The sequence below is a fragment of the Pseudomonas sp. Fl5BN2 genome (genome assembly GCF_009908205.1).
Classification (GTDB): Bacteria; Pseudomonadota; Gammaproteobacteria; order Pseudomonadales; family Pseudomonadaceae; genus Aquipseudomonas.
In genome coordinates this window covers 55,109-80,614 of record NZ_JAAARL010000017.1, presented here as the reverse complement: position 1 = coordinate 80,614, position 25,506 = coordinate 55,109, and the positions used below count along the sequence as shown (strand labels likewise).

Genomic DNA, 25,506 nt, shown 5'->3' with positions numbered 1-25,506 from the left:
GCCGGCTCCTACAGATCCGTGTAGGAGCCGGCTTGCCGGCGAAAGCGATCTCAGCGATAACGCCGTGGATCGGCCTCGATCAGGCTCGCCAGTTGGGTCAGGGCAAAGCGCAGCTCGTCCTGGGTGGTGGGCGACATCAGCACCACCCGCACACAGCGCGAACTGGCGCCACGCTCCACCTGAAACTGCGTCCCGCTCATCACCAACACTCCGTTGGCCCGGGCCAGAGTGGCGAACTCATCGCCAGTCCAGGGCTCAGGCAACGTCAACCACAGGTGATAACTGTGGGGCTGGGTCTGGATCTGCAAACCGGCAAACACCTGCCGGGCAATGTCCTGGCGCGCCGCGGCTTCAGTGCGTTGGGTCTGCACCAGCTTGCGATCCAACCCCTCGACAATCACGTTGCTGGCCAACTGCGCGGTCAGCGGCGAAGGCATCCACACACTGCTGCGGACCATCGAACTCAAGCGCGACAACAACTTCGGCGGGCTGTAGAGGTAGCCGACCCGCAATGCCGGCATGATCGCCTTGGACAAACTGGTGAGGTACACCGAACGCTCCGGCGCATAGGCCGAAAGCGGCTTGATCCCGGGATCGGTGGCAAGAAACCCGTAGATATCATCATCAATGATGAGGAAGTCGAACTCCTCGGCAATCGCCGCGATCTGCGCCCGACGCCCTGGCGACATGATCGCCGTGGTGGGGTTCTGGCTACTGGCGACGCACACCAGCAACGCCGGTTTCTCCCGCAGGCACTGCTCGCGCAAGGCTTCGGGAAGCATCCCCTCTTCATCCATCGCCACGCCACGCAAGCGCCGTTCCAGGCCATGGGCCACGGAGATGATGCCCGGGTAGCAGAGCGACTCGCAGAGCACCAGGTCACCAGCGTTGCTCAGGGCACTGATCGCCACCATCAGCCCATGCTGGGCACCGGAGGTCATCACTACCTGCTGCCAATGGGCCTCGGGCAGAGAGTGCCGCAGCCATTGCGCCCCGGCATCGCGATGGGCCGGGTGGCCGCCATCGGGGGCGTAGTCCAGGGCGCGACCGAAATCGCTGCTGCGGGCCATGCCTACCAGGGCGCCGCGCAGCCAGTATTCCAGGGTTTCGCTGTAGGGCTTGATGATCGACAGGTCCAGGGATTCGGACTGCCCCAGCGACAGCGACGGCGCACTGGAACCTTCGGCCAACACCTGCGGCGGCTGCGCCAGCACATAAGTGCCACGCCCCACTTCGCCCTGTACCAGGCCGCGACGCTGGGCCTCGCTGTAGGCGCGGCTGATGGTACCGGGGGTGACATTCAAGGTCACCGCCAGCTCGCGCAGGGTCGGCAAGCGGTCACCATCGTTCAACAAGCCGCTGCTGATATCTCGCGCCAAGGCGTCGGCGATGGACAGGTAGACCGGTTGGTTGAACTCGCTTAATTGGGGAACCCACATGAAGGCTGATGACCATCGGCTGCGTTGAGGTGGACCGGAGCATATCACAGGCCTGCCGTGCTCTCGAATCGACTCAATCCACACATTTATTTGATAATCGAGCAACTGAAAAAGCTGCAGAACATTCGATAGATTTTTTCATGATCAACATAAGTACTTATTAATCATTAAGTTTTTTAGAAAAATAGAAGATTTTCAGTTGGTTCAAGCGAGCCTTGCCTTAACGACCAATTGAATCGATTCAATTTTTTGAAATACACTCAATCACCGCCAACCTAATCGAATCAATCCCTTTCCCACCCTCCACTCAGTCGAGATGCCATGCACAATCTCAGAAAGGACCTGTCCCTCTCCGCCGTGATCGCCGGCTTGATCGCTGTGATCATTTCCTACGCCGGCCCGTTGATCATCGTGTTCCAGGCCGCCCGCGAAGCCCATCTGCCCAATGACCAGGTGTCCTCCTGGATCTGGGCCATCTCCATCGGCAGCGGCCTCACCGGCCTGCTGCTCAGCTGGCGCTTGAAAGTACCGGTGATTACCGCCTGGTCCACCCCTGGCGCGGCGTTGCTGGTGTCGATGCTGCCAACGGTATCTCTGCCCCAGGCCATCGGCGCCTACATCGTCGCCTCGTTGATCATCGCCGTGGTCGGGCTTTCCGGGGCTTTCGACAAGCTCATGAGCCGCCTGCCCAAGGCCATTGCCGCTGCCATGCTGGCGGGTATCCTGTTCCGTTTCGGCGCCGGGCTGTTTACCTCGGTCACCCTGCAACCGACCCTGGTACTGGCGATGATCGCCGCCTACCTGCTGGGCAAGCGCCTGTCGCCGCGCTACGCGATTCTCGCCGTGCTGCTAGTGGGCTGCGCGGTGGCCGCCGGCCTGGGCGAGCTCAATGCTGGCTCGATGACCCTGGCCGTGGCCCAGCCGATGTTCATCGCCCCCGAGTGGAGCTGGCACGCCATCATCAACATCGGCCTGCCCCTGGCCCTGGTGACCCTGACCGGGCAATACGTGCCGGGCATGGCAGTGATGCGCAGCGCCGGCTACACCACCCCGGCGCGCTCGATCATTTCCTGGACCGCCATCACCTCGGTGCTGCTGGCACCCTTCGGCTCCCACGGGATCAACCTCGCCGCGATAACCGCAGCTATCTGCACCGGCCGTGAAGCCCATGAAAATCCGGACAAGCGCTATATCGCCGGAATCGCCTGCGGCCTGTTCTACATCCTCATGGGCATCTTTGGCGCGACCCTGGCCTCGGTGTTCGCCGCCCTGCCCAAGGAACTGATCGCGGCCCTGGCCGGCCTCGCCCTGTTCGGCGCCATCAGCGCCGGACTGAGCGGCGCCATGGCCGATGAGAAACAGCGTGAAGCGGCACTGATCACCTTCCTGGTCACAGCCTCGGGCATGAGTTTCCTGGGGCTGGCCGCCGCGTTCTGGGGGCTGATCTTCGGCCTGGTGGCGCACTTCGCCCTGAGCTATACCCGGAACAAGCCCGCCCTCGCCGGGGCCACCGTCCCGCGCTGAACCCGTCTGGACCCGGTGACTGTTACCGAATCCGAAACTGTTCATGTCAATAAAAGCGCTTTCTCTTGATGAGACAGCGCTTTATCCTTTGCACCCTGAAGCTGAAACGCTTCATCTTTCCTTTTGAAATCAGCGGCATGCCGCCTCGATCCAGCGTGATCAAGGCCACGCAGCCTGCCCTTGCTTCTGCCTATTCCTAGAAAAAGACCTGACTCGAATGCCTATGCCCATTTTCCAGCGCCTAAAAGACAGCGCTGTCCTGACTCCCGTTGCCCTGCCCAAAACCCTGAGCCTGCTCAGTGCCCTGGGGTTTGCCGCCTGCGCCCAGGCCGCACCGGCCTTCGACAGCGACTCACCATGGATGCTCGGCGACTGGAACGGCACACGCACGGAACTGGCCAACAAGGGCTACGACTTCAAGGTCGACTATGTCGGTGAAATGGGCGCCAACCTGCATGGCGGCTACGACCATGACCGCACCGCGCGCTACAGCGACCAGTTTGCCTTCGGCAGCCACCTGGACCTGCAGAAGATCCTCGGCTGGGACGACGCCGAATTCCAACTGACGGTGACCAAGCGCGACGGCGACAACATCAGCAACGACCGCATCAACGACCCACGGGTTGGCGGTTTTACCTCGGCCCAGGAAGTCTGGGGCCGTGGCCAGACCTGGCGCCTGACGCAGATGTGGTACCAGCAGAAATTCTTCGACCAGAAGCTCGACATCAAGGCCGGTCGCTTCGGCGAAGGCGAAGACTTCAACAGCTTCCCCTGCGACTTCCAGAACCTGGCGTTCTGTGGCTCCCAGGTCGGCAACTGGGCCGGCGGCATCTGGTACAACTGGCCCGTCAGCCAGTGGGCACTGCGGGTCAAATATCACCTGACTCCCGAGGTGTACGCGCAGATCGGTGCCTATGAACAAAACCCGTCGAACCTGGACCGTGACAACGGCTTCAAACTCAGCGGCAGCGGTACCCAGGGCACGGTAGTGCCGGTGGAACTGGTGTGGACACCCAAGCTCAACGGCCTGGCAGGGGAATACCGCGCCGGTTACTACTACAGCAGCGCCAAGGCCAGCGATGTCTACAAGGACCGCAACGGCCAGCCTGCTGCTCTGAGTGGCGAGGCCTACCGCAGCAGTTCGAGCAAGCACGGCCTGTGGCTCGGGGTCCAGCAGCAAGTCACCAGCGTCGCCAGCGATCATTCCCGCGGCCTGAGCCTGTTCGCCAATGCCACCGCGCATGACAAGAAAACCAACGCCATCGACAACTACGTCCAGGCCGGCCTGGTCTACAAGGGCCTGTTCGATGCCCGAGCGAAAGACGACATCGGCTTCGCCCTGGCCCGGGTCCACGTCAACCCGGCGTTCCGCAAGAATGCCCAGGCCAGCAACCAGGCCCGGGCAATCTACGACTACGACAACCCAGGCTACCTGCCACCCCAGGACACCGAATACAGCGCCGAACTGTACTACGGCGTGCACCTGGCCAACTGGCTGACCGTGCGCCCCAACCTGCAGTACATCCGCCACCCCGGCGGCGTCAGCCAGGTGGATGATGCGCTGATCGGCGGGATCAAGATCCAGAGTTCGTTCTGAGGCCCAACGGCACCAAAACGACTCGCCCAACACTTTTTCGCTGAACCAAGTCCGCGCCTGATCGTCATCTACAGTGAACATGCGCGGGAACACTCTAAACGTCACGGAGAACCACACTATGAGCACTGAGGGTGCTTCAAGCCCGAGCCGCTTGCTGCCAAGCCTGCTCGGAATCTTGCTGCTGCTAATGGGCCTGGCCTTGCTGGCCGGGGGGATCAAGCTGAGCATGCTCGGCGGTTCGCTGTACTACGTCCTGGCCGGTATCGGCCTGACGTTGACCGGCCTCCTGCTGCTGGCCGGTAAACGCGCGGCGCTGGGCCTCTACGCCCTGGTGCTGTTTGCCAGCACCGTCTGGTCGTTGTGGGAAATTGGCCTGGACTGGTGGCAACTGGTGCCACGCCTGTCGCTGTGGTTCGCTCTCGGCGTGGTCCTGCTGCTGCCCTGGTTCCGCCGCCCGCTGCTGCGCGATGGCCCGGCCCCCATGGGCACCGCAGCCCTGAGCGTGGCCGTGGTTCTGGCCGGTGGCGCCGCCATTGGCAGCCAGTTCACCCACCTGGGGGAAATCTCCGGTGACCTGGGCCGCGATAGCACCGACATGACCAGCACCGCGCCGGCCATGCCCGACGGTGAATGGCAGGCCTATGGTCGTACCGAATTCGGCGACCGCTACTCGCCGCTGAAACAGATCACCCCGGCCAACATCGGCAAGCTGCAGGAAGCCTGGCGCATCCGCACCGGTGACATGCCGACTGCCAAGGACCCGGTGGAAATCACCAACCAGAACACCCCGCTGAAGGTCAACGGCATGCTCTATGCCTGCACCGCCCACAGCAAGGTGCTGGCCCTTGACCCGGATACCGGCAAGGAAATCTGGCGCTTCGACCCACAAATCCAGGGCCCCAACGGCGATGACTTCCGTGGCTGGGCGCACATGACCTGCCGTGGCGTGTCGTACTACGACGAAGCCAACTACGCACAGTCCGACGCCATCAGCCAGCCGGCCAGCCTGTCTCCAGCCGGCCAGGCCATTACCGCCAGCTGCCCGCGTCGCCTGTTCCTGCCAACCGCCGATGCGCGCCTGATCGCCATCAACGCCGACACCGGCAAGGTCTGTGAAGACTTCGGCAACAAAGGCGCAGTGGACTTGAAAGCCGGTATCGGCACGTTCACCCCGGGTGGCTACTACTCCACCTCGCCAGCCGCCATCACCCGCAACCTGGTGATCATCGGCGGTCACGTCACCGACAACGAATCGACCAACGAGCCGTCCGGCGTAATCCGCGCCTTCGACGTGCATGACGGTCACCTGGTATGGAACTGGGACGCCGGCAACCCCGACGAAACCACCCCACTGCCAGAAGGCAAGACCTACACCCGCAACTCGCCGAACATGTGGTCCCTGGCCAGCGTCGACGAGAAACTGGGCCTGGTCTACCTGCCACTGGGCAACCAGATGCCTGACCAGTGGGGTGGCGACCGTACCCCCACCTCCGAGAAATTCAGCGCCGGCACCGTGGCCCTGGACATCGATACCGGCAAGCTGCGCTGGAACTACCAGTTCACTCACCACGACCTGTGGGACATGGACGTGGGCAGCCAGCCGACCCTGCTCGACATGAAGACCGCGAACGGCGTAAAGCCAGCGCTGATTCAGCCGACCAAGCAAGGCAGCCTGTATGTACTGGACCGTCGTGACGGCACCCCGATCGTGCCGATCCAGGAAGTGCCGGCTCCGACCGGTGCTGTCGAAGGCGACCACAGTGCACCGACCCAGGCCCGCTCGGACCTGAACCTGCTGCCACCGCCGCTGAACGAAAAAGCCATGTGGGGCGCGACCCCATTCGACCAGATGCTGTGCCGCATCCAGTTCAAGGAACTGCGCTACGAGGGGCAATACACCCCGCCGTCGGTGCAGGGCAGCCTGATCTACCCGGGTAACGTCGGCGTGTTCAACTGGGGCAGCGTCTCGCTGGACCCAGTGCGCCAACTGCTGTTCACCAGCCCGAACTACATGGCCTTCGTTTCCAAGCTGGTGCCTCAAGCCGAAGTGGCTGCCGGCAGCAAGCGCGAAAGCGAGACCTCGGGCGTGCAACCCAACACTGGCGCGCCTTACGCGGTGATCATGCACCCGTTCATGTCGCCGCTCGGCGTACCGTGCCAGGCGCCGGCCTGGGGCTACGTGGCCGGTATCGACCTGACCACCAACAAAGTGGTGTGGAAGCACAAGAACGGCACCAGCCGTGACAGCTCGCCGATCCCGATTGGCCTGCCGATGGGCGTGCCGAGCATGGGCGGTTCCATGGTCACTGGTGGTGGCGTGGGCTTCCTCAGCGGCACCCTGGACCAGTACATCCGCGCCTATGACGTGAAAAACGGCAAGGAACTGTGGAAATCCCGCCTGCCAGCGGGCGGCCAGGCCACGCCGATGAGCTACACCGGCAAGGATGGCAAGCAGTACGTCCTGGTGGTTGTGGGCGGCCATGGCTCCCTGGGCACCAAGATGGGCGACTACATCATTGCCTACAAACTGGCGGAATAAGCTCTACCGGCAGGGATGAAAGGGGCGGCTACCTTGGGGTAGCCGCCTTTTTTTGTGCCGTTCGCACTCCCCGTAGGAGCTGGCTTGCCAGCGAAGGCGTCCGCCAGGGCGATGCATCATTCGCGGGCCTGTTCGCCGGCAAGCCGGCTCCTACAAGGTGCCTGGCGTTTGATCTTGCTCGACCAGCAGCCCCTCAAAGGGCGGTCACCGAAAACTCCTACAACCTGCGTCGAATCGCATCACCTTGTCCATCAAAGGCTCAGCCTCTAAGGTCTGACCTGTCACCGGCAAGACCGTGACAGGGTGTGGAAGCCCCTATCTCGTTAGGCGTACACAACGCCACCTAGTGGCCATTCCGACTCCTGCGAGAGGGACCCAAGCAATGAACAACAACGCCGCTGACCAGCCGGAGCAACGCTACATGCCCCTCACCAGCAACGACTACAACATCCCCGCCCTGCTGGTGGATACCCAGGCGCCACTGGACGCGCTCCACGAAGCCGCCGCCTACCGCATCCGCGCGGCCACCCAGTTGCTGGAAAACATCGCCAGCCACGACAACCTCCAGAGCAACCCGGCCCTGCTCCAGGATTTCGCCCAACTGTGCGTCATCCCCCTGCGCGACGGCTGCGACCTGCTGGACGTGCTCGGCCGCCGCCTGCAGGAACAACTGCTGACCTGACCCCGATCCGGGACCGCGCAGTCGGTCCCATCAGGCAGCCCTGATCACCACTCCCTCCGCCCCGTAATTGCAAAGCGACATTAGCCCATTTGTGCTAATCGACCCTCCCCCATCCCGGCGATATAGTGCCAACCAACCACCCGTTCTCCCCAACACCGCCGTTGTGCGGTGTCGGGAGCGGCTGCGCCGTAAAAAGCACAACAACACCAAGGAAGACTCATCATGAAACTCCACTCCAACGTCCGTCCCCTTGCCCTGCTCAGCGTCCTGGCCCTCGCCCTGGGCGGTTGCGCCATCGCCAAGCCCAGCAACGACGACCTCAAGAACCGCGCCCAGACCACCCTCGGCAAGCCCGTGAATACGGTCTCTAACGTGCGCAGCGACGCCTCCCAGACCTACTTCACCGCCAGCACCAGCAACGGCGCATACGACTGCGTATTGCCCAGCGGTGGCATGGTCGCCTTCGCCAGCATGGGCGGAGTGGTAGCGCTGCCGGCTCAGTGCACCAAGCAGTAAACAGCTAGCCCCCAGGTTCGCGGCGACCACCGGCACCTGCACCATGGCAGGGCTATGTCACGCGAACACTGCAATTTCTTCAAAGGTTTTGAACCCATGAACTCTCGCTTCTTCATGGTGGCAGGCACGCTCCTGCTCGCCTGTGCCTTGAGTGCCTGCGCGCCGCGTCAGGGACGAACCCTGGACGAATACCCGCCGGTCAAGATTTCCACCGTGCAGTACCCCGACGCCCCCTTCGACACCCAGGCCGCGCGCGCCGCCCTGCAACCCGGCAGCGCAACGCTCACCGGCAAGTTCTGCATCGTTGGCAACGACGGCATCGAGGACAGCCGCGACGTCAAGATCTATCTCTACCCGGTCACCCCGCACTTGCAGGCCTGGCATAAGTTGCGCGCGTCCCAACCCGAAGGCGCACCGGTGAGCATGGTCCCCGAGGCCGTGGCCGTGCACCGGGTGACCCGGACCAACGGCAACGGCATCTTCCAGTTCAGCGGCTTGCAGCCCGGTCGGTACTTCGTCCAGGGCCAGGACATGGTGTATGGCACCAGCCGCTGGAACGAGTACGTGGGCACCGGGCAGAGCAACACCAACTACGGGCCGGTAACCACCCACTACTACACCGAGCGCAGTTCGACCTCTTCGAACTCGGGGATGCTCGACGACTTCGTTGAACTCGCCAGCGGCGAGAACAAGAAACTGACCATGACCAACTATCCCCTGCTTATCCCATGCCGGACCTGGTAGCGGCCTCTTGCACCGCGGCCCTGTGAGTGGATGCCATTGGTGTCTCGCGCAGGGCACGCAAGGTGCTGCGCAGTTCCACCGGGCGTACCGGCTTGGACAGGATGGCAATGTTGCGGTCGTGCAGCGCGGCGTGGATTTTTTCGATGTCGTGCCCGGTGATGATCAGCGCCGGCACTTCCCAGCCCCGCTGCTGGCGAATGCTGTCGATGCATTCGATACCCGAGGCGCGGGTACCCAGGTCGTAGTCGGCGACGATGATGTCGCAGTCGGTCAGCAGATCCTCTCCGCTCGACTCCGCCTGGACCACACACCCCCAGCGCTCAAGCAGCGCCGAGGTGGCCAGCAGCACGTTGCGGTCATCTTCCACCAGGCAGACCCGCAATCCGGTCAACAGGCCGCTCTGAAGGGCTTCGTCACGATTGCGCAGTTGCTGTGGTGCAGCCAGTGGCAGGCCATGCAGAGATACCGCAGTGCCCCGCTCAAGCCGCGAGCTGATCGTCACCTCCAGGTCGATCAGTTGCCCCAGGCGCTTGACGATGGACAACCCCAGGCCCACGCCTTCAACGTCCTTGTCGCGCACCTGGCGAACCCGGTAGAACTCATCGAAGATCTTCGGCAGATGCTCCTCGGCAATCCCCCGGCCCTGGTCATAGATGACGATGGCCAGGCCCTGGCCACGCCGGCGCACGCCAATCAGCACCGGCCGTTCCGCCGCGTACTTGAAGCAGTTGGACAGCACGTTCTGCACCATGGTCGCCAACAGCCCCGGGTCAACCCGCACCCAATGGCTGCAAGGCCGCAGCCGCAGTTCAACACCGGCCCAGCGCGCCGCTTCAGTGTTCTGACGCACCAGATCGCGCAGCAATTCGCCCAGGTGCACGGTTTCGTACTTGGGTTGCACCCGCCCGTTATCCAGGGTGTAGAGATCGAGGATCGAACGGAACAACTGCGACACGTTGAGCAGCGAACGGTCGATGTTATCCACCATGCGCCGCTCATCAACGCCCAGGTTGGCTTCACGCAGGCACGCGGTAAACAACCCAATGGAGTGGATCGGCTGGCGCAGGTCGTGGCTGGCCTGGGCCAGGAAGCGAGACTTTTCCAGGTTCGCGGCAATGGCTTCTTCCGAAGCCAGGCGGGTACGCTTGAGCAGGATATGGGCGTACACCGGAATCACCGTGCTGGTGATCATCAGCATCAGCACCATGTAGGGCTGAGCCTGCCAAAACGGGGTCAGCAGGTAGACCACAAACAGCGCGAACAGCGCCAGAACCGTGGCGATGGCCAGGTAGCGCGAGCCAAAGCGCATGCCATTGCCCAGGTTGACCCAGACCATCACCGCATAGATCGGCAACGCCCCCTCTCCGCCCATCACCAGGCCGTAACAGGTACCGCTGTAGTCGTAGACCATGCCCAGGATGCGCCGCGCCGGATAGTGCCCGGGCCAGCGGGCAATGGCCACGCGCAGGACGATCGAACCCAGCATGAACAAGGAAATATAGATAATCACCGGCACATAGGTATCGACATTCTGCCCCGGCAGAAAGCCGATCAAGCCAAACCAGACCAGGGCGCAACCGGCCACGATGATCCGCAGGGTGGCCTGGTCGAGCTCGCTGTCCTTCTCAACTTTCATCCAATCACCTCCTTGTGCAATATGCGTTGCCATGGTTTTTTGCCCCTCTGCACCACAGCATCCCGGACACGACCAGCGGGCCGTTACAACACCGCGCGCCAAGTTAGCATGCTCACAGAAATGGATGCTTCAAGGAGTTTCAACACATGACGTGCCGGATTATCGTCGCCGACGACCACCCGCTGTTTCGCGAGGGCATGCTGCGCACCATCCAGCGTCTGCTGCCCGAAGCCGTGCTCGAAGAGGCCGGTGATCTGCCCGCCGTGCTGGAGCTGGCCAGGAGCGGCGAGGAGCCAGACTCGCTGATTCTCGACCTGCGCTTTCCCGGGCTGACCTCCGTGAGCATGATTGCCGACTTGCGCCGGCAATTGCCGCGCACCTCGATCATCGTGGTGTCGATGGTCGACAAACAGCAGCTGATCGGCGAAGTCATGGCTGCCGGCGCCGATGGCTACATCGGCAAGAGCATCTCCCCGGAGGAGATCGGCCAAGCCATCCTGGCCATTCGCCAGGGCGAAGTGCTGGTCAAGTACGCCCCTTCCGGCCTCCTGCTGCCCCTGGATGCCGGCGCCGAGCTGAGCCAGTTGACCACTCGGCAGCAGGAAGTACTGCGTCTGATCGCCCAGGGCAAGACCAACAAGGAAATCGCCCGTGAGCTGGATATCTCGCCGTTCACCGTGCGCATCCATGTGTCTTCGTTGCTCCATACCCTGAAGGTGCCTTCCCGGGCGGCGGCGGCAGTAAAGTTCGCCGGGGCCTGGTAAACCGGGATAGCGCCCAGCCAATTGCCGATAGCGAGCACCAGCACGCTCATCCGTTGTTTACCCTGCCATGCGGTTAACACTGGGAAGCCTGCCGTAAATGAGGCAGCATCGGACTCGGCACGCCTGTATAAACGCCATGGCATCGGGCGGCACGCCAGGAACAGCGTGCTGGCGCGGCCGCCCCAAGCAGGAGAAAAACATCATGAATACGGATAAACGTGATGAATTGTTCGATCGGCTACAACACTGGTTTGGTGACTCGGAAGCCGCCAACTGGAACGAATACACCACCGAACAGGTGGCCAAGGGAGTGCTCCAGGCCTTTACCCTGGCGCAGTGGCAGCGGCTCGGCGAGACGCTGTTGTCACGACCCGAGTACTGGCAGCACCGCTGTGCGGTGTCCCTCGGGGAGCTGCGCACAGCGCCAGCCATCAAGTTGTTGAAACGCCTGTTGGCGGATTCGCCCTACCTGGATGTACGGGTCATGGCGATCTATGAACTGGACTGGGCGGAGGCGGTCATCGAGCAGCGCTACGCGCCCTGTATCCTGGAAATCATGGACAACCTGAGTGAAGAAGGCATCGAGCCGGAACTGCACAGCCTGCTGACCAAGGCCGAGTCTGCCGTCCCCTGAACGACAGGCTTCGGACGCCGGCCGGCATGTCCCGGCCGGCCATCCTGCCCCTCAGCTCGGCACCCGGGACTGCAACAACCAACGTTCAAAGGCTTCGGTCGGCAATGGCCGGCTGATCAGGTAACCCTGTACCGTGTCGCAGTGCCAGCTTTCCAACAGCTTCAGGCAATGCTCGAACTCCACCCCTTCAGCCACGACCTTGAGCCCCAGCTTGTGGCTCATTTCAATGGTCGAACGCACGATCACCGCATCGCCGCTGGTCTCGTCCAGGTTGCGGATAAACGACTGATCGATCTTCAGTTCCTGCACCGGCAAGCGTTGCAACTGCGCCAGGGATGAATAGCCCGTGCCGAAGTCATCCACCGACAGGCTGATGCCACAGCCTCGCAACTTCTGCAGCACCGCCAGCGACTGCTCTGGATTGCGCATGATTGCGCTCTCGGTGATCTCGAACACCAGTTGCTCGGCCGCCACCTGATAGCGCTCGAGGAAATCGCTGACGCGGGCATCCAGGCCATCGCCCTCCAGGTCGCTGGCGGAGATGTTCAGTGACAAGCGCACCGGCAAGGCCCGGCGATTCCACTCCGCCAACTGGCGAATGCAGGCCTCGATGACCCAGGACGTCAGGCTGTGCATGCTGCCGGTACGTTCGGCCAGGGGAATGAATTCCGCCGGCGAGACCACGCCAAACACCGGGTGCTGCCACCGCAGCAGGGCTTCAGCCTGATGCAGGTAATCCCGGCGCAGGTCGAGCTTGGGCTGATACAACAGAAACAGTTCACCCTCTGCGGCAGCGCGACGCAAATCGCGAATCAGGCTGATCTGCCGTTGATGGGCCAGATCGCGGTCCTGCTGGTAGATCTGCAGATAGCCGGGCTTGAGCGAGGCATCATGGCGGGCAATGGCCGCACGGCTGATCAGTTCCTCGGCAGACTGGCCATCGGCGGGATAAACCGCCACCCCCATGCAGATCTGGCGTCGGACTTCATCCCCCTGAATCAGTTGCGGTCGGCTCAGCAAGCCATGCAGCCGGTCAGCCATGACAATGGCACCGTCGAGCTCGGTGTTTTCCAGCAACAGGAGGAATTCACTGGCGGTGATCCGCGCCGCCGTGTCCCCCTGGGACAGCACTTCGCGCAGCCGCCGGCTGAGCTCGCCCATCATCTGCTCCAGCCCTTCCCTGCCGAAGCCTTCGTTGATCGCCCGATAGTTGTCGATCCCCAAGTACAGCAGCACCACATTGCGCCGGACGGCGATGGCCTTGCTCAGACGCTCGATGGCCAAGGCGCGGTTGGGCAGCCCCGTCAGCGCATCATGCAGGGCGTTATGTGCCAACTGACGTTCGCGAGAGGCAATGGCGCTTTGCATGGCGTTGAAGGCATCCGCCAGCACCCCGAACTCATCGCTGCGCTTGACGGTTACCGGCGCCTGATAATTGCCGGCACCGATACGTCGCGCCGCCTGGGCCAGGTCTTCCAGGGGGCGCGAGACCCTTCGGGCCATGAACAAGGCTCCGGCCAGCGAGACCACCAGCGCCACCATGGCAATCCACAAGAACTCCCGATCCAGCGGCGCAAACGCTTGCAGTGCCTGCTCCAGGGGGCTTTGCAACAAGGCCATGACCCGCGGGTCGTCACGATCGCCGGTGTTGGCCAATTGCAGTGCCTGGTTGAGAAACCGCTGGCCATGGGTTTCGCTCAATTCTGGCAAGGACTGCCATAGGGAGTCACTCAAAACGCGAATGATCGGTGTCCAGAAGAACTCCGGCTGGGTACTGAACAGCTCCCCGGGATGTGGGCCATCAACGGTCAGGAATGAGACTTCCAGGTTGCTCATGGAGCGCAGCTCTCGAGCGAACAACTCGTCCATGGGAAAGCCCATGACCACCCGGGCGATAGGTAGCGAATCCAGCACTTCCCCCTGGACCAGCAGGTAGGGGCGGCCCTTGATCGCAACGAACAGCATATGGGTGTTGTGTCGCAGGGCTCGGCGCAGGGCCTGGTCGTAGGGAAAATGCTGGTCTCGGACAATGTCCGCCAGGGTGCTGGCGATAACCCGCCCCTCGGGGCTGAGCACAAACATCTCGCTGGAACGGATACCGCCGCTGTGTTGAGCCAGGGCCGCGAGGATATCCACCGCTTTGCCACTGAGCACCGCACGGCGAAACTCCGAATCCACCACCAGCCAGTCGACCCCGTATTGCAAGTTGCGGCCCCGCAGATCCAGCAGACGCTCAAATACCCGGGTGCCGATTTTCAACTGCAGCTGTGCCTGCTTCTCCACCGCCTGGGTGGTGGCGGTCTTGACCGCGAAATACACCGCTCCGATCAGCACCAGCAACAACAGCGCCAACACCCCGACAATCCTCGCCTGGAAGGTTCGGCGCCACTTCATAAGGTTGCTCTCGACAACTCCGATGGCACGAAAAAAACTGAAAACGACTGCGCGGATGGCCGCCGCCGGGAGCTGAAAAGTCCGTTCTTCATACCCATCCCTCAAGAGAAGCTGAATGCGCGCGTCAAATAAATGCCAGTCTCATTCCAGCATGACTGGCACTCAGATTAATCCTCAACCAACAGAAGATCACGCAATAAAACAGGTGTTACCTCAGTCATTTTATTGACAATTCGTATCAGACGGACACTTCAAACGCTCTCAGAAGACCTGCTCGGCACGCCCGGACTGAGCGCAAAACCCTACGCGGATATCCGCTGGAACACCGTCTGCGCCATACCTGAAAGTGCCTCGGGCAGACTTTTTGGCGTTCCAGAAAAATGCTGAAACCAGTTTCCCATTGAAACCCGCCATGACCTGCCCCATCTAACTTGCATAGACCATCGCGCAGGAGCCTCCATGAGCGACCAGCAAGAATTTCCCGAAGATCCGCGTGAGTACATCGATCCGGAAAATACCGAACAATCGACGGCCCATGGCACCGACCTGGCCCTGCCCGAGCAGAATCTGCCGGACAAGGTCTACATCATTCCAATTCACAATCGGCCGTTCTTTCCAGCACAAGTGCTGCCGGTCATCGTCAACGAAGAACCCTGGGCCGAAACCCTGGAACTGGTGAGCAAATCCGATCACCACTCCCTTGCCCTGTTTTTCATGGACACCCCCCAGGAAGACCCGCGGCACTTCGATACTTCCGCGTTGCCGGAATACGGCACCCTGGTCAAGGTTCATCACGCCAGCCGCGAAAACGGCAAGTTGCAATTCGTCGCCCAGGGCCTGACCCGGGTGCGCATCCGTACCTGGCTCAAGCACCATCGTCCGCCCTACCTGGTGGAGGTCGAATACCCGCGCCAGCTCAGCGAGCCCACCGACGAGGTCAAGGCCTACGGCATGGCGCTGATCAATGCGATCAAGGAATTGCTGCCGCTCAATCCGCTGTACAGCGAAGAGCTGAAGAACTACCTCAACCGCTTCAGCCCCAATGACCCGTCGCCCTTGACCGACTTCGCCGCCGCCCTGACTTCCGCCACCGGCAGCGAGCTGCAGGAAGTGCTGGACTGCGTGCCAATGCTCAAGCGCATGGAAAAAGTCTTGCCGATGCTGCGCAAGGAAGTTGAAGTCGCGCGCTTGCAGAAAGAGATTTCCGCCGAGGTCAACCGCAAGATCGGCGAGCACCAGCGCGAGTTCTTCCTCAAGGAACAGCTCAAGGTGATCCAGCAGGAGCTGGGACTGACCAAGGATGACCGCAGCGCCGACCTGGAACAGTTCGAGCAACGCCTGCAGGGCAAGGTCCTGCCACCTCAGGCGCAGAAACGCCTCGAAGAGGAAATGAACAAGCTGTCGATCCTCGAGACCGGCTCGCCGGAATACGCCGTTACCCGCAACTACCTGGAATGGGCCACCGCAGTGCCATGGGGTGTCTACGGCGACGACAAACTCGACCTCAAGCACGCGCGCAAGGTGCTGGACAAGCATCACGCAGGGCTCGACGACATCAAGAATCGGATTCTCGAATTCCTCGCGGTGGGTGCCTATAAAGGCGAGATCAGTGGCTCCATTGTGCTGCTGGTGGGCCCACCCGGGGTCGGCAAGACCAGCGTCGGCAAATCCATCGCCGAATCCCTGGGACGGCCGTTCTATCGCTTCAGCCTCGGCGGTATGCGCGACGAAGCCGAGATCAAGGGCCACCGCCGCACCTACATTGGCGCCCAGCCGGGCAAGCTGGTGCAGGCGTTGAAGGAAGTGGAGGTGATGAACCCGGTGATCATGCTCGACGAGATCGACAAGATGGGCCAGAGCTACCAGGGCGATCCCGCGTCGGCCCTCCTGGAGACTCTCGACCCGGAGCAGAACGTCGACTTCCTCGACCACTACCTGGACCTGCGCATGGACCTGTCCAAGGTCCTGTTCGTGTGCACCGCCAACACCCTGGATTCGATTCCCGGGCCATTGCTTGACCGCATGGAAGTGATTCGCCTGGCGGGCTACATCACCGAGGAAAAACTCGCCATTGCCAAGCGCCACCTGTGGCCCAAGCAACTGGAGAAGGCCGGTGTGGCCAAGAACAGCCTGAGCATCAGCGACAGCGCCCTGCGCTCGGTGATCGACGGCTACGCCCGGGAAGCCGGGGTGCGCCAGCTGGAAAAGCAATTGGGCAAACTGGTGCGCAAGGCCGTGGTCAAGCTACTGGACGAACCCGATGCCAGCATCAAGATCGGCCCCAAGGACCTGGAAGCGTCCCTGGGCATGCCGGTGTTCCGCAATGAGCAGCTACTGAGCGGCACCGGAGTCATCACTGGCCTGGCCTGGACCAGCATGGGCGGCGCCACCCTGCCTATCGAGGCGACGCGGATTCACACCCTCAACCGGGGTTTCAAGCTCACCGGACAACTGGGAGATGTGATGAAGGAGTCGGCGGAGATCGCCTACAGCTACGTCAGTTCGCATCTCAAGCAGTTTGGTGGCGACAGCAAGTTCTTCGACGAAGCCTTCGTCCACTTGCACGTGCCGGAAGGCGCTACGCCCAAGGACGGCCCCAGCGCCGGGGTGACCATGGCCAGCGCGCTGCTGTCCCTGGCACGCAACCAGCCGCCGAAAAAAGGCGTGGCCATGACCGGCGAGCTGACCCTCACTGGCCACGTGCTGCCGATTGGCGGGGTGCGTGAGAAAGTCATCGCGGCGCGGCGGCAGAAGATCCACGAGCTGATCCTGCCGGAACCCAACCGCGGGCATTTCGAAGAGCTGCCGGACTACCTCAAGGAAGGCATCACCGTGCACTTCGCCAAGCGTTTCGCCGACGTGGCCAAAGTGCTGTTCTAAGCCCATTCGCCAGCAAGCCGACGCCTATAGCTGCCAAGCTGTAGGAGCCGGCTGGCCGGCGAAGAGGTCATAACGGCCAACCTCTATTCCCCTCCCCACACTTCGCAACATCTTCAGTTATGCTCGCCGTTCGTCATGAATGATCGGAGCCTCCTGCCCCATGCCCGTAACTCGCCTGCTTGCCCTGTTCAGCCTTGCCCTGCTAACTGCCTGCGCCAGCCAGCCCAAGCAAAACGTCACGGTGGAGAACCAGAGTGAATGTCCGTTGCAACTGCACAACGGGCAAAACCTGATCGTCACCCTACCGAGCAACCCCACCACAGGTTATCGCTGGGCGATCCAGGACTCGGCCGGCGGCATCCTGCGCAAGGTCAGCCCCGAGGTCTACAACAACCCCGACGACACCGGCCTGGTGGGCAGCGGTGGGCACTCGAGCTGGCGCTTCCAGGCCTTTGCCAGCGGTACCGGCCGGCTGTTGCTGACCTATCAGCAACCCTGGGCGCCGGAAGAGTCCCCGGTGAAGGCCTTCGACTGCTCGATCACGGTCAATTGACATGGGCTGGCTGATCCTTGCGCTGATGGGCGCCGCCACCTTCATCTACGGCGTCAGCGTACATGCGACGCTGCTCTGCCTGCTGGTCAAGCCACTGCCAGTACTCGCCCTGCTGGGCTGGCTGCACGATGCACCGCCCGGGGACTACCGCCGCTGGGTCATTATCGGGCTGCTGTTTTCGGTACTGGGCGATGTGTTGCTAGCCTGGCCCATGGACCTGTTCGTGTTCGGCCTCGGGGCCTTCCTGGTGGCGCACCTGGCCTATCTCAAGGCCTATCTCAGTGATTGCCGGCGCCCGGCCCTGCTACCGCTGCTGGTGGCCCTGGCCATCGGCACAGTGCTGTTGGGCATCCTGATATCCCACGGCCTCGGCCCGTTGCTGATCCCGGTGATCGTCTACGCCCTGACCATCAGCGCCATGCTCTGGCGGGCCCTGGCGCGCCTAGGCACAGAGGTGCCCAAGCGCTCGGCGCTGCTGGCGGCCCTGGGCGCCTTGAGCTTCGCCTTCTCCGACAGCCTGATCGGCATCAGCCGCTTTGTGCTGGCCTTCGATGCCGTGCCCTACCTCATCATCATTTTCTACTGGCTGGGCCAGTGGGGCATCGCCGCTTCGGCGTTCCGCCAGAAGCCGCGCTGACCCCGCTTCGCCGGCAGGCCGGTCCCTACAATCCGTAGGAGCCGGCTGGCCGGCGAACAGCACCACACCTTGTGTCGCCCTCGCCCCCCTGAAGGCCCTTCGGGCCTTATCGCCACCGGCGCCAGCGGCTACAATGCCGCCCTCTTTTTATCTCCATCGCCGGAACCGCCGTGAGCAAAGAACCCGACCGCCTTTTCGCCCAGCCCCTGCCCCAGGTGCCCGACTTCGCCTTTAACGAGGATGTGGTGCGGGTCTTCCCGGACATGATCAAGCGCTCGGTGCCGGGTTACCCGACCATTGTCGAGAACCTCGGGGTCCTGGCGGCGCAGTTCGCCCAGCCCCACAGTGCGCTTTACGACCTCGGCGCCTCCCTCGGCGCGGTGACCCAGGCCTTGCGCCGCCATGTGCGCAGCGACGGCTGCCGGGTAATCGCCGTGGACAATTCGGCAGCCATGGTCGAGCGCTGCCGGGAATACCTCAACGGCCAGGACTCGATGTTCCAGGAGTTGCTGCCGGTCGAGGTGATCGAGGCTGACATCCTGGCCCTGGAGTTTCAGCCGGCCTCGGTGGTGGCGTTGAACTTCACCCTGCAGTTCATTGCTCCAGCGCAGCGCCTGGCCTTGCTCGGGCGCATCCGCCAGTCGCTGCTGCCCGGTGGTGCGCTGATCCTCTCGGAGAAGCTGCGCTTCAACGACAGCGAGGAACACGCACTGCTCACCGACCTGCACATCGCCTTCAAACGCGCCAACGGCTACAGCGAACTGGAAATTGCCCAGAAACGCAGCGCCATCGAAAACGTCATGAAGCCCGACAGCCTCGAAGAACACCGCGAACGCCTGCTGGCTGCCGGGTTCTCGAAAGTCGTGCCGTGGTTCCAGTGTCTTAATTTTGCCTCGTTGATTGCCTTGCCATGATTGATCTGTCCCCCCTCGCTCGCCGTATGGCGGGCACGCCCCTGGCCGAATGGGCCAGCGGCCTGCAAGCCCAGCTCGATACCAAGATGGACAAAGGCCACGGCGACCTGGAGCGCTGGCAAAGCGCCCTCGATGCACTGCCGAAGATCCAGCCCACTGAGATCGACCTGGTCAATGGCCTGAGCCTGGACTGCGACTGCGACGAGGCCACCCGAGTACAGATGCGCTCTGCGCTGATGGGCCTGTCGCCATGGCGCAAGGGGCCGTTCGATCTGTTCGGTGTGCACGTAGATACCGAATGGCGCTCGGACTGGAAATGGTCGCGGGTCGCCCCGCACCTGGACCTGAAAGGCAAGCGCATCCTCGATGTCGGCTGCGGCAATGGCTACTACATGTGGCGCATGCTCGGCGCGGGTGCCCACAGCGTGATCGGTGTCGACCCCAACTGGCTGTTCTTCTGCCAGTTCCAGGCGGTCCAGCGCTACCTGTCGGAGCCGTCGGTGTGGCACCTGCCGTTCCCCTTCGAGGACCTGCCGGCCAACCTGGAAGGTTTCGACACGGTGTTTTCCATGGGGGTGTTCTACCACCGCCGCTCGCCTATCGAGCACTTGCTGGCGCTCAAGGACTGCCTGGTCAAGGGCGGTGAGCTGGTGCTGGAAACCCTGGTGGTGGAAGGTGATCAGCACCAGGTGCTGGTGCCGGAAGACCGCTATGCGCAGATGCGCAACGTCTGGTTCCTGCCCTCGGTGCCGGCCCTGGAACTGTGGCTGCGGCGCGCCGGGTTCAGCGACGTGCGCTGTGTGGATGTCAGCGTGACCAGCATCGAGGAACAGCGCGGCACCGAGTGGATGAAGTATCAGTCCCTGAGCGACTTCCTCGATCCCAACGACCACAGCAAGACCATCGAGGGCCTGCCGGCGCCGATGCGGGCAGTGATTGTCGCCAAAAAATAACGCCACCCTCCCCCTGTAGGACCTGGCTTGCCAGCGAAGGCGTCCACCAGAGCGGCACAAGGCTCAAGGGCCTCTTCGCCGGCAAGCCGGCTCCTACGGTTTTTTGTAGGAGCCGGCTTGCTCGCGAAAACCGCGGACGCGTTTGAGCTCAGCGCGCTCGACGCGCCTTGAAGAACTCGCTCAGCACCGTGCCGCACTCTTCGGCCAATACCCCGCCTTCGTACAGCACCCGATGATTGAGAAAACCCTGGGTGAAGAACTGCCCCTGGCTCTGCACAATCCCCGCCTTGGGCTCCAGGGCGCCATACACCACCCGGGCAATACGTGAGTGGACGATCAGCCCGGCGCACATGCTGCAGGGCTCCAACGTCACGTACAGGGTGCTGCCCGGCAACCGGTAATTGCTCAGCGCCTGGGCCGCCGCACGGATCGCTACCATTTCGGCGTGGGCGCTGGGGTCGCTGCCGCTGATCGGGCAGTTGTAGCCACGGCCAATGATTTCACCGTCCGACACCAGCACCGCGCCCACCGGGACTTCCCCCAGGGCTGCACCTTGGGCCGCCAGGGCCAGGGCTTCACGCATGAAGTCCTGATCGCGACTACGGTCGATGATCGACGCCGGGCGAATCTGGCGCATCACGCCACCTCGATGGCGGCCATGAGACCGGTTTCCATGTGGTCGATCACATGGCAGTGGAACATCCAGACACCCGGGTTATCGGCCACCAGTGCCACTCGGGCACGCTCGTTCTTGCCCAGTAGGTAGGTGTCGGTGAAGTACGGGGTGATCTTCTTGCGGTTCGAGGCAATGACCTTGAAGCTCATGCCGTGCAAGTGGATCGGATGCTGGTATTGAGTCATGTTCTTCAATTCGAAAATGTAGCTCTGGCCCTTTTTCAGCGTGGCAATCGGGCGGTCGGCGCAGGTCTTGTCGGTGATGTCCCAGGCCTTGCCGTTGATCTGCCACAGGCTCGGCGGCTGGCCATTGTCCACATTCACCGAGACCGAGCCAACCCACTCGAAATTGAAGTTGAGCTTCTCGGCGTTGTCGAGATCCGGCTCGGCCACCGGATTGGCCGGCAAGGTCTTCGGCCATGTAGTCGGCGCATCGGTGTTGGCCACCGAGCGCAGGGTGCCCAGGCGCACCGGACCATTGCGCAAGGACAGCTCCTCGCCCGCCGCCGGTGCCTTGATCGCCAGGCAGATGCGCATGCCCGGGCCCAGCCAGTACTCCTTGCCCAGGGGACGCGGTTCGATGGGATTGCCATCCAACGCGTAGATCTGCGCCTCGACACCAGGGATATTGATGCGATAGGTCAGGGTGTTGTCGAGGTTGAGCAGGCGCACCCGGGTAATCTGCCCAGCCGGCAGCTCGATCACGGCCTGGGACACGCCATTGATAGTCGACAGGCGCCCGGCGGTGCCGCCCCGTGCCGCTTCCCGGGGAATGCTGAAGGGCATGAAGGCGCCCTCTTCATCCACGTGCCAGCTTTTCAGGCTCAGGGTGCGCTCGTACTTGAACCCGGTGGGTTCGCGTTCTTCGACGATCAGCGGTCCCACCAGGCCGCGGCCCAGTTCTTCGCTGCTATTCACATGTGGGTGGTACCAGTAGCTGCCGGCATCCGGCACACGGAACTTGTAGTCGAAGTATTCGCCGGGCAGCACCGGCAGTTGCGAGACATAGGGTACGCCGTCCATTTCCAGCGGCAGGCGGATGCCATGCCAGTGGATGGTGGTGGCCACCGATAGGTGGTTGATGAAGCGCACCCGCAGCCATTCGCCCTGACGTACCCGCAGCTCGGTGCCCGGCGCCGAAGGACCAAAGGCCCAGGCCTCGGTCTTGTGCCCCGGCACCAGTTCCACATCCAGTGGCGCGGCGATCAGCTCGTAGTCATGGCCCGCCTCAGCATCGGCCATTTTTCCCAGCCAGTAACGCGACGCGCCGCCTGCTCCCACGCCAACCACTACCAGACCGGCCAGACCACCGAGTATTTGTCGACGGGTAAAGGACATGGACTCAACTACCTCACATATCTGCGGCGGACCCAGGCCCGCAAAAGGCGAATACGATACACCCGCAGTTGAGAAACAGTAAGGCCGGCGTGGCGACGGGACGCAGGGAAGTCGGGGAGTTGGCGGCGTTTTTGCGGGTCTCTTAGCTGGCCAGCCAGCGTCTGCACCGATCATTTTTCGGCGCCGGTTGGCCGGCGAAAGGCCCGCTCAACCCTGCAATCCCAGCAGCAGGTGCACCACCCCTCCGGCCAGGGACATCACCGCCGGCACCCCGGCCACCCGTAAGGCCGTGACATCCAGCAGCTGCGGATCGTGCAACTCGAGCCGCATCCGGGTCAGGGCCAAGCGTTGCTGGCTCTTGATATTGGCGCTGCCTCCCAATGCCGCCAGCATGGATTCTGCCAGAGCATTGTCGGCGGCTTTGGGCGACGGCGCTTTCGGCTGATCGGGCACTAGGTCAGGGGTCAGGGCTTTCCAGAACGCCTGCTGTAATTTCTCGAACATCTTCAGTTCTCCAGAACCAGTGCGCCGACGGTGGTGGTTTCATGCTGCTGCAGGCATTCACGCACCTGAGCGGCATCTTCCAGATCGATAATGCGAGCGGCCAAGGCCTGGCACTCGCCCAGGTCCAGCTCCCGTATCCGTGCCTTGATGGTCGGAATCAGCGGCACGCTCACCGACAGCTCATCCACCCCCAGGCCCAGCAACAACGGTACTGCCAGGCTCTCTGAAGCTAGCGCTCCGCAAACCCCGACCCACTTGCCGTGAGCATGGGCGGCCCGGACGGTAGTAGCGATCAGACGCAGCACTGCCGGATGAAAGCTGTCCGCCTGCCCCGCCAGACGCGGATGATCACGGTCCATGGCCAGGGTGTATTGGGTCAGGTCGTTGGTACCGATGGAGAAGAAATCCACTTCCGCAGCGAAGCGATCCGCCATCAAGGCCGCCGAGGGCACCTCGATCATGATCCCCAGTTTCGGCCGTTCCACGAGGCCCAGGGCCTGTACCTCCGAGTCCAGTATCTGCCGGGCCTGACGCAGTTCCGCCAACTGACTGACCATCGGCAACATAATGTGCAGCCGAGCCTGCCCAGCGCTGGCGAGAATCGCCCGCAACTGTTCTCGCAGCAGTTCGGGACGCGCCAGGCACAGGCGAATGCCTCGCAGGCCAAGAAACGGGTTGGCCTCATGCTCCATGGGTACATAAGCCAGGGGCTTGTCACCACCGACATCCAGGGTTCGCACCACCAGGTTGCGCCCAGGCCCCAGGGCCTGGGCTATGGCCCGGTAGTTGTCGGCCTGCTCTTCGGGACTCGGTGCCTGACTGCGGTCCTGATAGAGAAACTCCGAACGCAGCAGGCCGACGCCTTCGCCACCCAGGCTCACCGCCTGCTCGGCCTCCGCCAGGGAGGCGATGTTGGCCGTAACCTCAAGGTGATGACCGTCGCGGGTCACCGCCGGCAGCGCCGCCTGGGCCAGGTCCTGGCGCTGACGCAGGCGTTGCTGCTGGCGCTGAGCATCAAGACGTTGCAGCAGCAGCGGATCAGGGTCTGTATGCAGCTCGCCGCGATCGGCATCCAACAGGACCCGCGTACCGTTGGCCAAGGACAGGACCTGGGGCGACAGGCCACAGATCGCCGGCAGGCCCAGCGCACGGGCAAGGATCGCCACATGGCTAGTGGCGCCGCCGCCCACGGTAGCAAACCCCAACACCTTGCCGGTATCCAGGCTCGCGGTCTGCGAAGGCGTCAGTTGCTCGGCAATCAGGATGGCCTGGTCCGGCAGGCTCCAGGCGTCTTCCTCGACCCCGAGAAGCAACTTGAGTACCCGCTGGCCGACGTCCGCCAAGTCCACCGCGCGCTCTGCCAGCAGGTTGCTACCCAGCCCCTTGAACAGATCGGCGATGGCCTCGATGGCGCTGTTCCAGGCAAACGCCGCACTCTTGCCGCTGGCGATCAGGGTTTCGGCCTGCTCCAGCAGGCTCGGATCGTCCAGAAGCTCCTGATGGGCACGGAAGATTTCCTCCTGCACCTCGCCGCGGGCGTTTTCCCTCAGCTCTTGCAGGGCTCGGGCCGCCTCCCGCAGCGCCTTTTCGAGGGCCTCCAGTTCCTGCTGTGGGTTGGCCGCCGACTCACGTATTTGCAGACGCTGCTCAGCCACCTGCAACACCTGGCCAAAGGCCGAACCTGCTGACGCACAGATACCGCGCAAGACTTTCTCAGGCGCCTCATCGAACACAGCCACTGCTTCGGGGCTCGACAGCGTACTGACATTTTCGCCACAACCAGACGCCAACAACGCCGCCAAAGCCTGGATCGCCTGCTCGGCATCCACACCCACGGCACTGACCTGCAAGACATCGCCCTGAACCGTCTGCAACGCCATGATCGACACCAGGGACTTGGCATTCGCCGAATCCACGCGCCGGTGCAGGTAGACGCTTGCGGCAAAACCCTTGGCTGCCTGGGCCAGCAACGCGGCGGGACGCGCGTGCAGCCCCTGCGGGTTAGCCAGAATCAGCGGCTTGGAAAACTGCGCCTGTCCTTCAGCCTCCGGCACTTGGGCAGCCCCGGCGGTGGCTGGATCGAGCCGCAGCACCGGCTGCCCCAATTCCACCAGCAGGCTGTCGGCAACCAGCCCCGTCACCGCCTCGCCACTGACCACCAGCATCAGGGTCAGCAGGCTGCGGGCGTGCAAGGCCAGGTAATCGGCGTCGAACTCGATCAGCGGCTGGCCTGCTGTGATCTGCTGGCCTTCCTGCACCAGGCAGGTGAAACCCTTGCCCGCCAGGTTCACCGTATCCAGCCCGATATGCAGCAGCACCTGCTGGCCCTGCTCGCCGGTGATGCTCACCGCGTGGCCGCTGTGCTGCAGATTGCTGATCACCCCGGACAGAGGTGCGCAGAGGGTCTGGGAAGTCGGGTCGATGCATAGCCCGTCCCCGATGACCCGGCTGGAAAACACCGGGTCCGGGACCTGGTCCAGGGGCAACAGCACCCCGGACAGGGGCGCAAGCAATTGCAAGGGTTGGGTTATGGCCATGAGGTCACCTGCTGTTGATTCCTTGAAGTGCCGATGGAGCGCGAGC

General features: G+C 62.8%; 20 protein-coding genes. 13 read left to right on the top strand and 7 right to left on the bottom strand.

Going from position 1 to position 25,506, the window contains the following annotated elements; translation table 11 throughout:
* Positions 1-50: 50 nt before the first annotated feature.
* Positions 51-1,439: a PLP-dependent aminotransferase family protein gene (locus tag GV819_RS22805; RefSeq protein WP_161758306.1), complete on the bottom strand. Its 1,389-nt coding sequence runs from the start codon at positions 1,437-1,439 to the stop codon at positions 51-53.
* Between the two features lie 321 nt (positions 1,440-1,760).
* On the opposite strand from GV819_RS22805, the gene GV819_RS22800 reads away from it, so the two are divergent.
* The 6 genes from GV819_RS22800 (at position 1,761) to GV819_RS22775 (ending at position 9,041) form a co-directional block, all read left to right on the top strand.
* A complete protein-coding gene (locus GV819_RS22800; protein WP_161758305.1) occupies positions 1,761-2,963 on the top strand; it encodes a benzoate/H(+) symporter BenE family transporter in 1,203 nt (400 codons plus the stop codon).
* Between the two features lie 223 nt (positions 2,964-3,186).
* Positions 3,187-4,560, top strand: coding sequence for a carbohydrate porin (locus GV819_RS22795; protein WP_161758393.1), 1,374 nt, complete (start codon positions 3,187-3,189; stop codon positions 4,558-4,560).
* 118 nt (positions 4,561-4,678) lie between these two features.
* Positions 4,679-7,099: a glucose/quinate/shikimate family membrane-bound PQQ-dependent dehydrogenase gene (locus tag GV819_RS22790; protein WP_161758304.1), complete on the top strand. Its 2,421-nt coding sequence runs from the start codon at positions 4,679-4,681 to the stop codon at positions 7,097-7,099.
* A gap of 382 nt (positions 7,100-7,481) precedes the next feature.
* Positions 7,482-7,781 (top strand): hypothetical protein, encoded by a 300-nt coding sequence (locus GV819_RS22785; protein WP_161758303.1) that lies wholly within the window; start codon positions 7,482-7,484, stop codon positions 7,779-7,781.
* A 222-nt stretch (positions 7,782-8,003) separates the two neighbouring features.
* Positions 8,004-8,297 carry a hypothetical protein gene (locus GV819_RS22780; RefSeq protein WP_161758302.1) on the top strand — a complete coding sequence of 98 codons (294 nt, stop codon included), beginning with the start codon at positions 8,004-8,006 and terminating at the stop codon, positions 8,295-8,297.
* 96 nt (positions 8,298-8,393) lie between these two features.
* Complete coding sequence (locus GV819_RS22775; protein WP_161758301.1) at positions 8,394-9,041, top strand: carboxypeptidase-like regulatory domain-containing protein; 648 nt, start codon at positions 8,394-8,396, stop codon at positions 9,039-9,041.
* Here GV819_RS22775 and GV819_RS22770 read toward each other — a convergent pair.
* Positions 9,019-10,677 (bottom strand): ATP-binding response regulator, encoded by a 1,659-nt coding sequence (locus GV819_RS22770; protein ID WP_161758300.1) that lies wholly within the window; start codon positions 10,675-10,677, stop codon positions 9,019-9,021. The genes GV819_RS22775 and GV819_RS22770 overlap by 23 nt on opposite strands.
* Positions 10,678-10,823: 146 nt before the next feature.
* Between GV819_RS22770 and GV819_RS22765 the strand changes: the two genes are divergently transcribed.
* Positions 10,824-11,441: a LuxR C-terminal-related transcriptional regulator gene (locus GV819_RS22765; RefSeq protein ID WP_161758299.1), complete on the top strand. Its 618-nt coding sequence runs from the start codon at positions 10,824-10,826 to the stop codon at positions 11,439-11,441.
* 202 nt (positions 11,442-11,643) lie between these two features.
* On the top strand, positions 11,644-12,075 hold the full coding sequence (locus tag GV819_RS22760; RefSeq protein ID WP_161758298.1) for a HEAT repeat domain-containing protein: 432 nt from the start codon (positions 11,644-11,646) through the stop codon (positions 12,073-12,075).
* A gap of 51 nt (positions 12,076-12,126) precedes the next feature.
* On the opposite strand, the gene GV819_RS22755 is transcribed toward GV819_RS22760, so the two are convergent.
* Complete coding sequence (locus GV819_RS22755; protein ID WP_161758297.1) at positions 12,127-14,469, bottom strand: putative bifunctional diguanylate cyclase/phosphodiesterase; 2,343 nt, start codon at positions 14,467-14,469, stop codon at positions 12,127-12,129.
* Positions 14,470-14,928: 459 nt separating this feature from the next.
* On the opposite strand from GV819_RS22755, the gene lon reads away from it, so the two are divergent.
* From lon to cmoB, 5 genes are all read left to right on the top strand, one after another.
* Positions 14,929-17,349, top strand: coding sequence for an endopeptidase La (gene lon, locus GV819_RS22750; RefSeq protein WP_161758296.1), 2,421 nt, complete (start codon positions 14,929-14,931; stop codon positions 17,347-17,349).
* Positions 17,350-17,509: 160 nt separating this feature from the next.
* Positions 17,510-17,902, top strand: coding sequence for a protease inhibitor I42 family protein (locus GV819_RS22745; protein ID WP_161758295.1), 393 nt, complete (start codon positions 17,510-17,512; stop codon positions 17,900-17,902).
* 1 nt (position 17,903) lies between these two features.
* Entirely contained in the window at positions 17,904-18,539 is a 636-nt protein-coding gene (locus tag GV819_RS22740) for a lysoplasmalogenase (protein WP_161758294.1), read from the top strand.
* A gap of 170 nt (positions 18,540-18,709) precedes the next feature.
* Positions 18,710-19,453 (top strand): carboxy-S-adenosyl-L-methionine synthase CmoA, encoded by a 744-nt coding sequence (cmoA, locus tag GV819_RS22735; protein ID WP_161758293.1) that lies wholly within the window; start codon positions 18,710-18,712, stop codon positions 19,451-19,453.
* Complete coding sequence (gene cmoB / locus GV819_RS22730) at positions 19,450-20,406, top strand: tRNA 5-methoxyuridine(34)/uridine 5-oxyacetic acid(34) synthase CmoB (RefSeq protein WP_161758292.1); 957 nt, start codon at positions 19,450-19,452, stop codon at positions 20,404-20,406. Before cmoA ends, cmoB begins: the two co-directional genes overlap by 4 nt.
* A gap of 148 nt (positions 20,407-20,554) precedes the next feature.
* On the opposite strand, the gene tadA is transcribed toward cmoB, so the two are convergent.
* From tadA to ptsP, 4 genes are all read right to left on the bottom strand, one after another.
* Positions 20,555-21,043, bottom strand: a complete 489-nt coding sequence (gene tadA, locus GV819_RS22725; protein WP_161758291.1) for a tRNA adenosine(34) deaminase TadA — start codon at positions 21,041-21,043, stop codon at positions 20,555-20,557.
* Positions 21,043-22,419, bottom strand: coding sequence for a multicopper oxidase family protein (locus GV819_RS22720; protein WP_161758290.1), 1,377 nt, complete (start codon positions 22,417-22,419; stop codon positions 21,043-21,045). The genes tadA and GV819_RS22720 overlap by 1 nt, the downstream gene beginning before the upstream one ends.
* Positions 22,420-22,626: 207 nt before the next feature.
* Complete coding sequence (locus GV819_RS22715) at positions 22,627-22,923, bottom strand: PTS transporter subunit EIIB (RefSeq protein ID WP_161758289.1); 297 nt, start codon at positions 22,921-22,923, stop codon at positions 22,627-22,629.
* Positions 22,924-22,925: 2 nt separating this feature from the next.
* On the bottom strand, positions 22,926-25,460 hold the full coding sequence (gene ptsP, locus GV819_RS22710; protein WP_161758288.1) for a phosphoenolpyruvate--protein phosphotransferase: 2,535 nt from the start codon (positions 25,458-25,460) through the stop codon (positions 22,926-22,928).
* Positions 25,461-25,506 lie beyond the last annotated feature (46 nt).

Excerpts from the sequence above, each read along its gene's own strand:
- GV819_RS22805 (WP_161758306.1), bottom strand. The coding sequence starts at position 1,439 with ATGTGGGTTCCCCAATTAAGCGAGTTCAACCAACCGGTCTACCTGTCC.
- GV819_RS22800 (WP_161758305.1), top strand. The coding sequence starts at position 1,761 with ATGCACAATCTCAGAAAGGACCTGTCCCTCTCCGCCGTGATCGCCGGC.
- GV819_RS22795 (WP_161758393.1), top strand. The coding sequence starts at position 3,187 with ATGCCCATTTTCCAGCGCCTAAAAGACAGCGCTGTCCTGACTCCCGTT.
- GV819_RS22790 (WP_161758304.1), top strand. The coding sequence starts at position 4,679 with ATGAGCACTGAGGGTGCTTCAAGCCCGAGCCGCTTGCTGCCAAGCCTG.
- GV819_RS22785 (WP_161758303.1), top strand. The coding sequence starts at position 7,482 with ATGAACAACAACGCCGCTGACCAGCCGGAGCAACGCTACATGCCCCTC.
- GV819_RS22780 (WP_161758302.1), top strand. The coding sequence starts at position 8,004 with ATGAAACTCCACTCCAACGTCCGTCCCCTTGCCCTGCTCAGCGTCCTG.
- GV819_RS22775 (WP_161758301.1), top strand. The coding sequence starts at position 8,394 with ATGAACTCTCGCTTCTTCATGGTGGCAGGCACGCTCCTGCTCGCCTGT.
- GV819_RS22770 (WP_161758300.1), bottom strand. The coding sequence starts at position 10,677 with ATGAAAGTTGAGAAGGACAGCGAGCTCGACCAGGCCACCCTGCGGATC.
- GV819_RS22765 (WP_161758299.1), top strand. The coding sequence starts at position 10,824 with ATGACGTGCCGGATTATCGTCGCCGACGACCACCCGCTGTTTCGCGAG.
- GV819_RS22760 (WP_161758298.1), top strand. The coding sequence starts at position 11,644 with ATGAATACGGATAAACGTGATGAATTGTTCGATCGGCTACAACACTGG.
- GV819_RS22755 (WP_161758297.1), bottom strand. The coding sequence starts at position 14,469 with ATGAAGTGGCGCCGAACCTTCCAGGCGAGGATTGTCGGGGTGTTGGCG.
- lon (WP_161758296.1), top strand. The coding sequence starts at position 14,929 with ATGAGCGACCAGCAAGAATTTCCCGAAGATCCGCGTGAGTACATCGAT.
- GV819_RS22745 (WP_161758295.1), top strand. The coding sequence starts at position 17,510 with ATGCCCGTAACTCGCCTGCTTGCCCTGTTCAGCCTTGCCCTGCTAACT.
- GV819_RS22740 (WP_161758294.1), top strand. The coding sequence starts at position 17,904 with ATGGGCTGGCTGATCCTTGCGCTGATGGGCGCCGCCACCTTCATCTAC.
- cmoB (WP_161758292.1), top strand. The coding sequence starts at position 19,450 with ATGATTGATCTGTCCCCCCTCGCTCGCCGTATGGCGGGCACGCCCCTG.
- tadA (WP_161758291.1), bottom strand. The coding sequence starts at position 21,043 with ATGCGCCAGATTCGCCCGGCGTCGATCATCGACCGTAGTCGCGATCAG.
- GV819_RS22720 (WP_161758290.1), bottom strand. The coding sequence starts at position 22,419 with ATGTCCTTTACCCGTCGACAAATACTCGGTGGTCTGGCCGGTCTGGTA.
- GV819_RS22715 (WP_161758289.1), bottom strand. The coding sequence starts at position 22,923 with ATGTTCGAGAAATTACAGCAGGCGTTCTGGAAAGCCCTGACCCCTGAC.
- ptsP (WP_161758288.1), bottom strand. The coding sequence starts at position 25,460 with ATGGCCATAACCCAACCCTTGCAATTGCTTGCGCCCCTGTCCGGGGTG.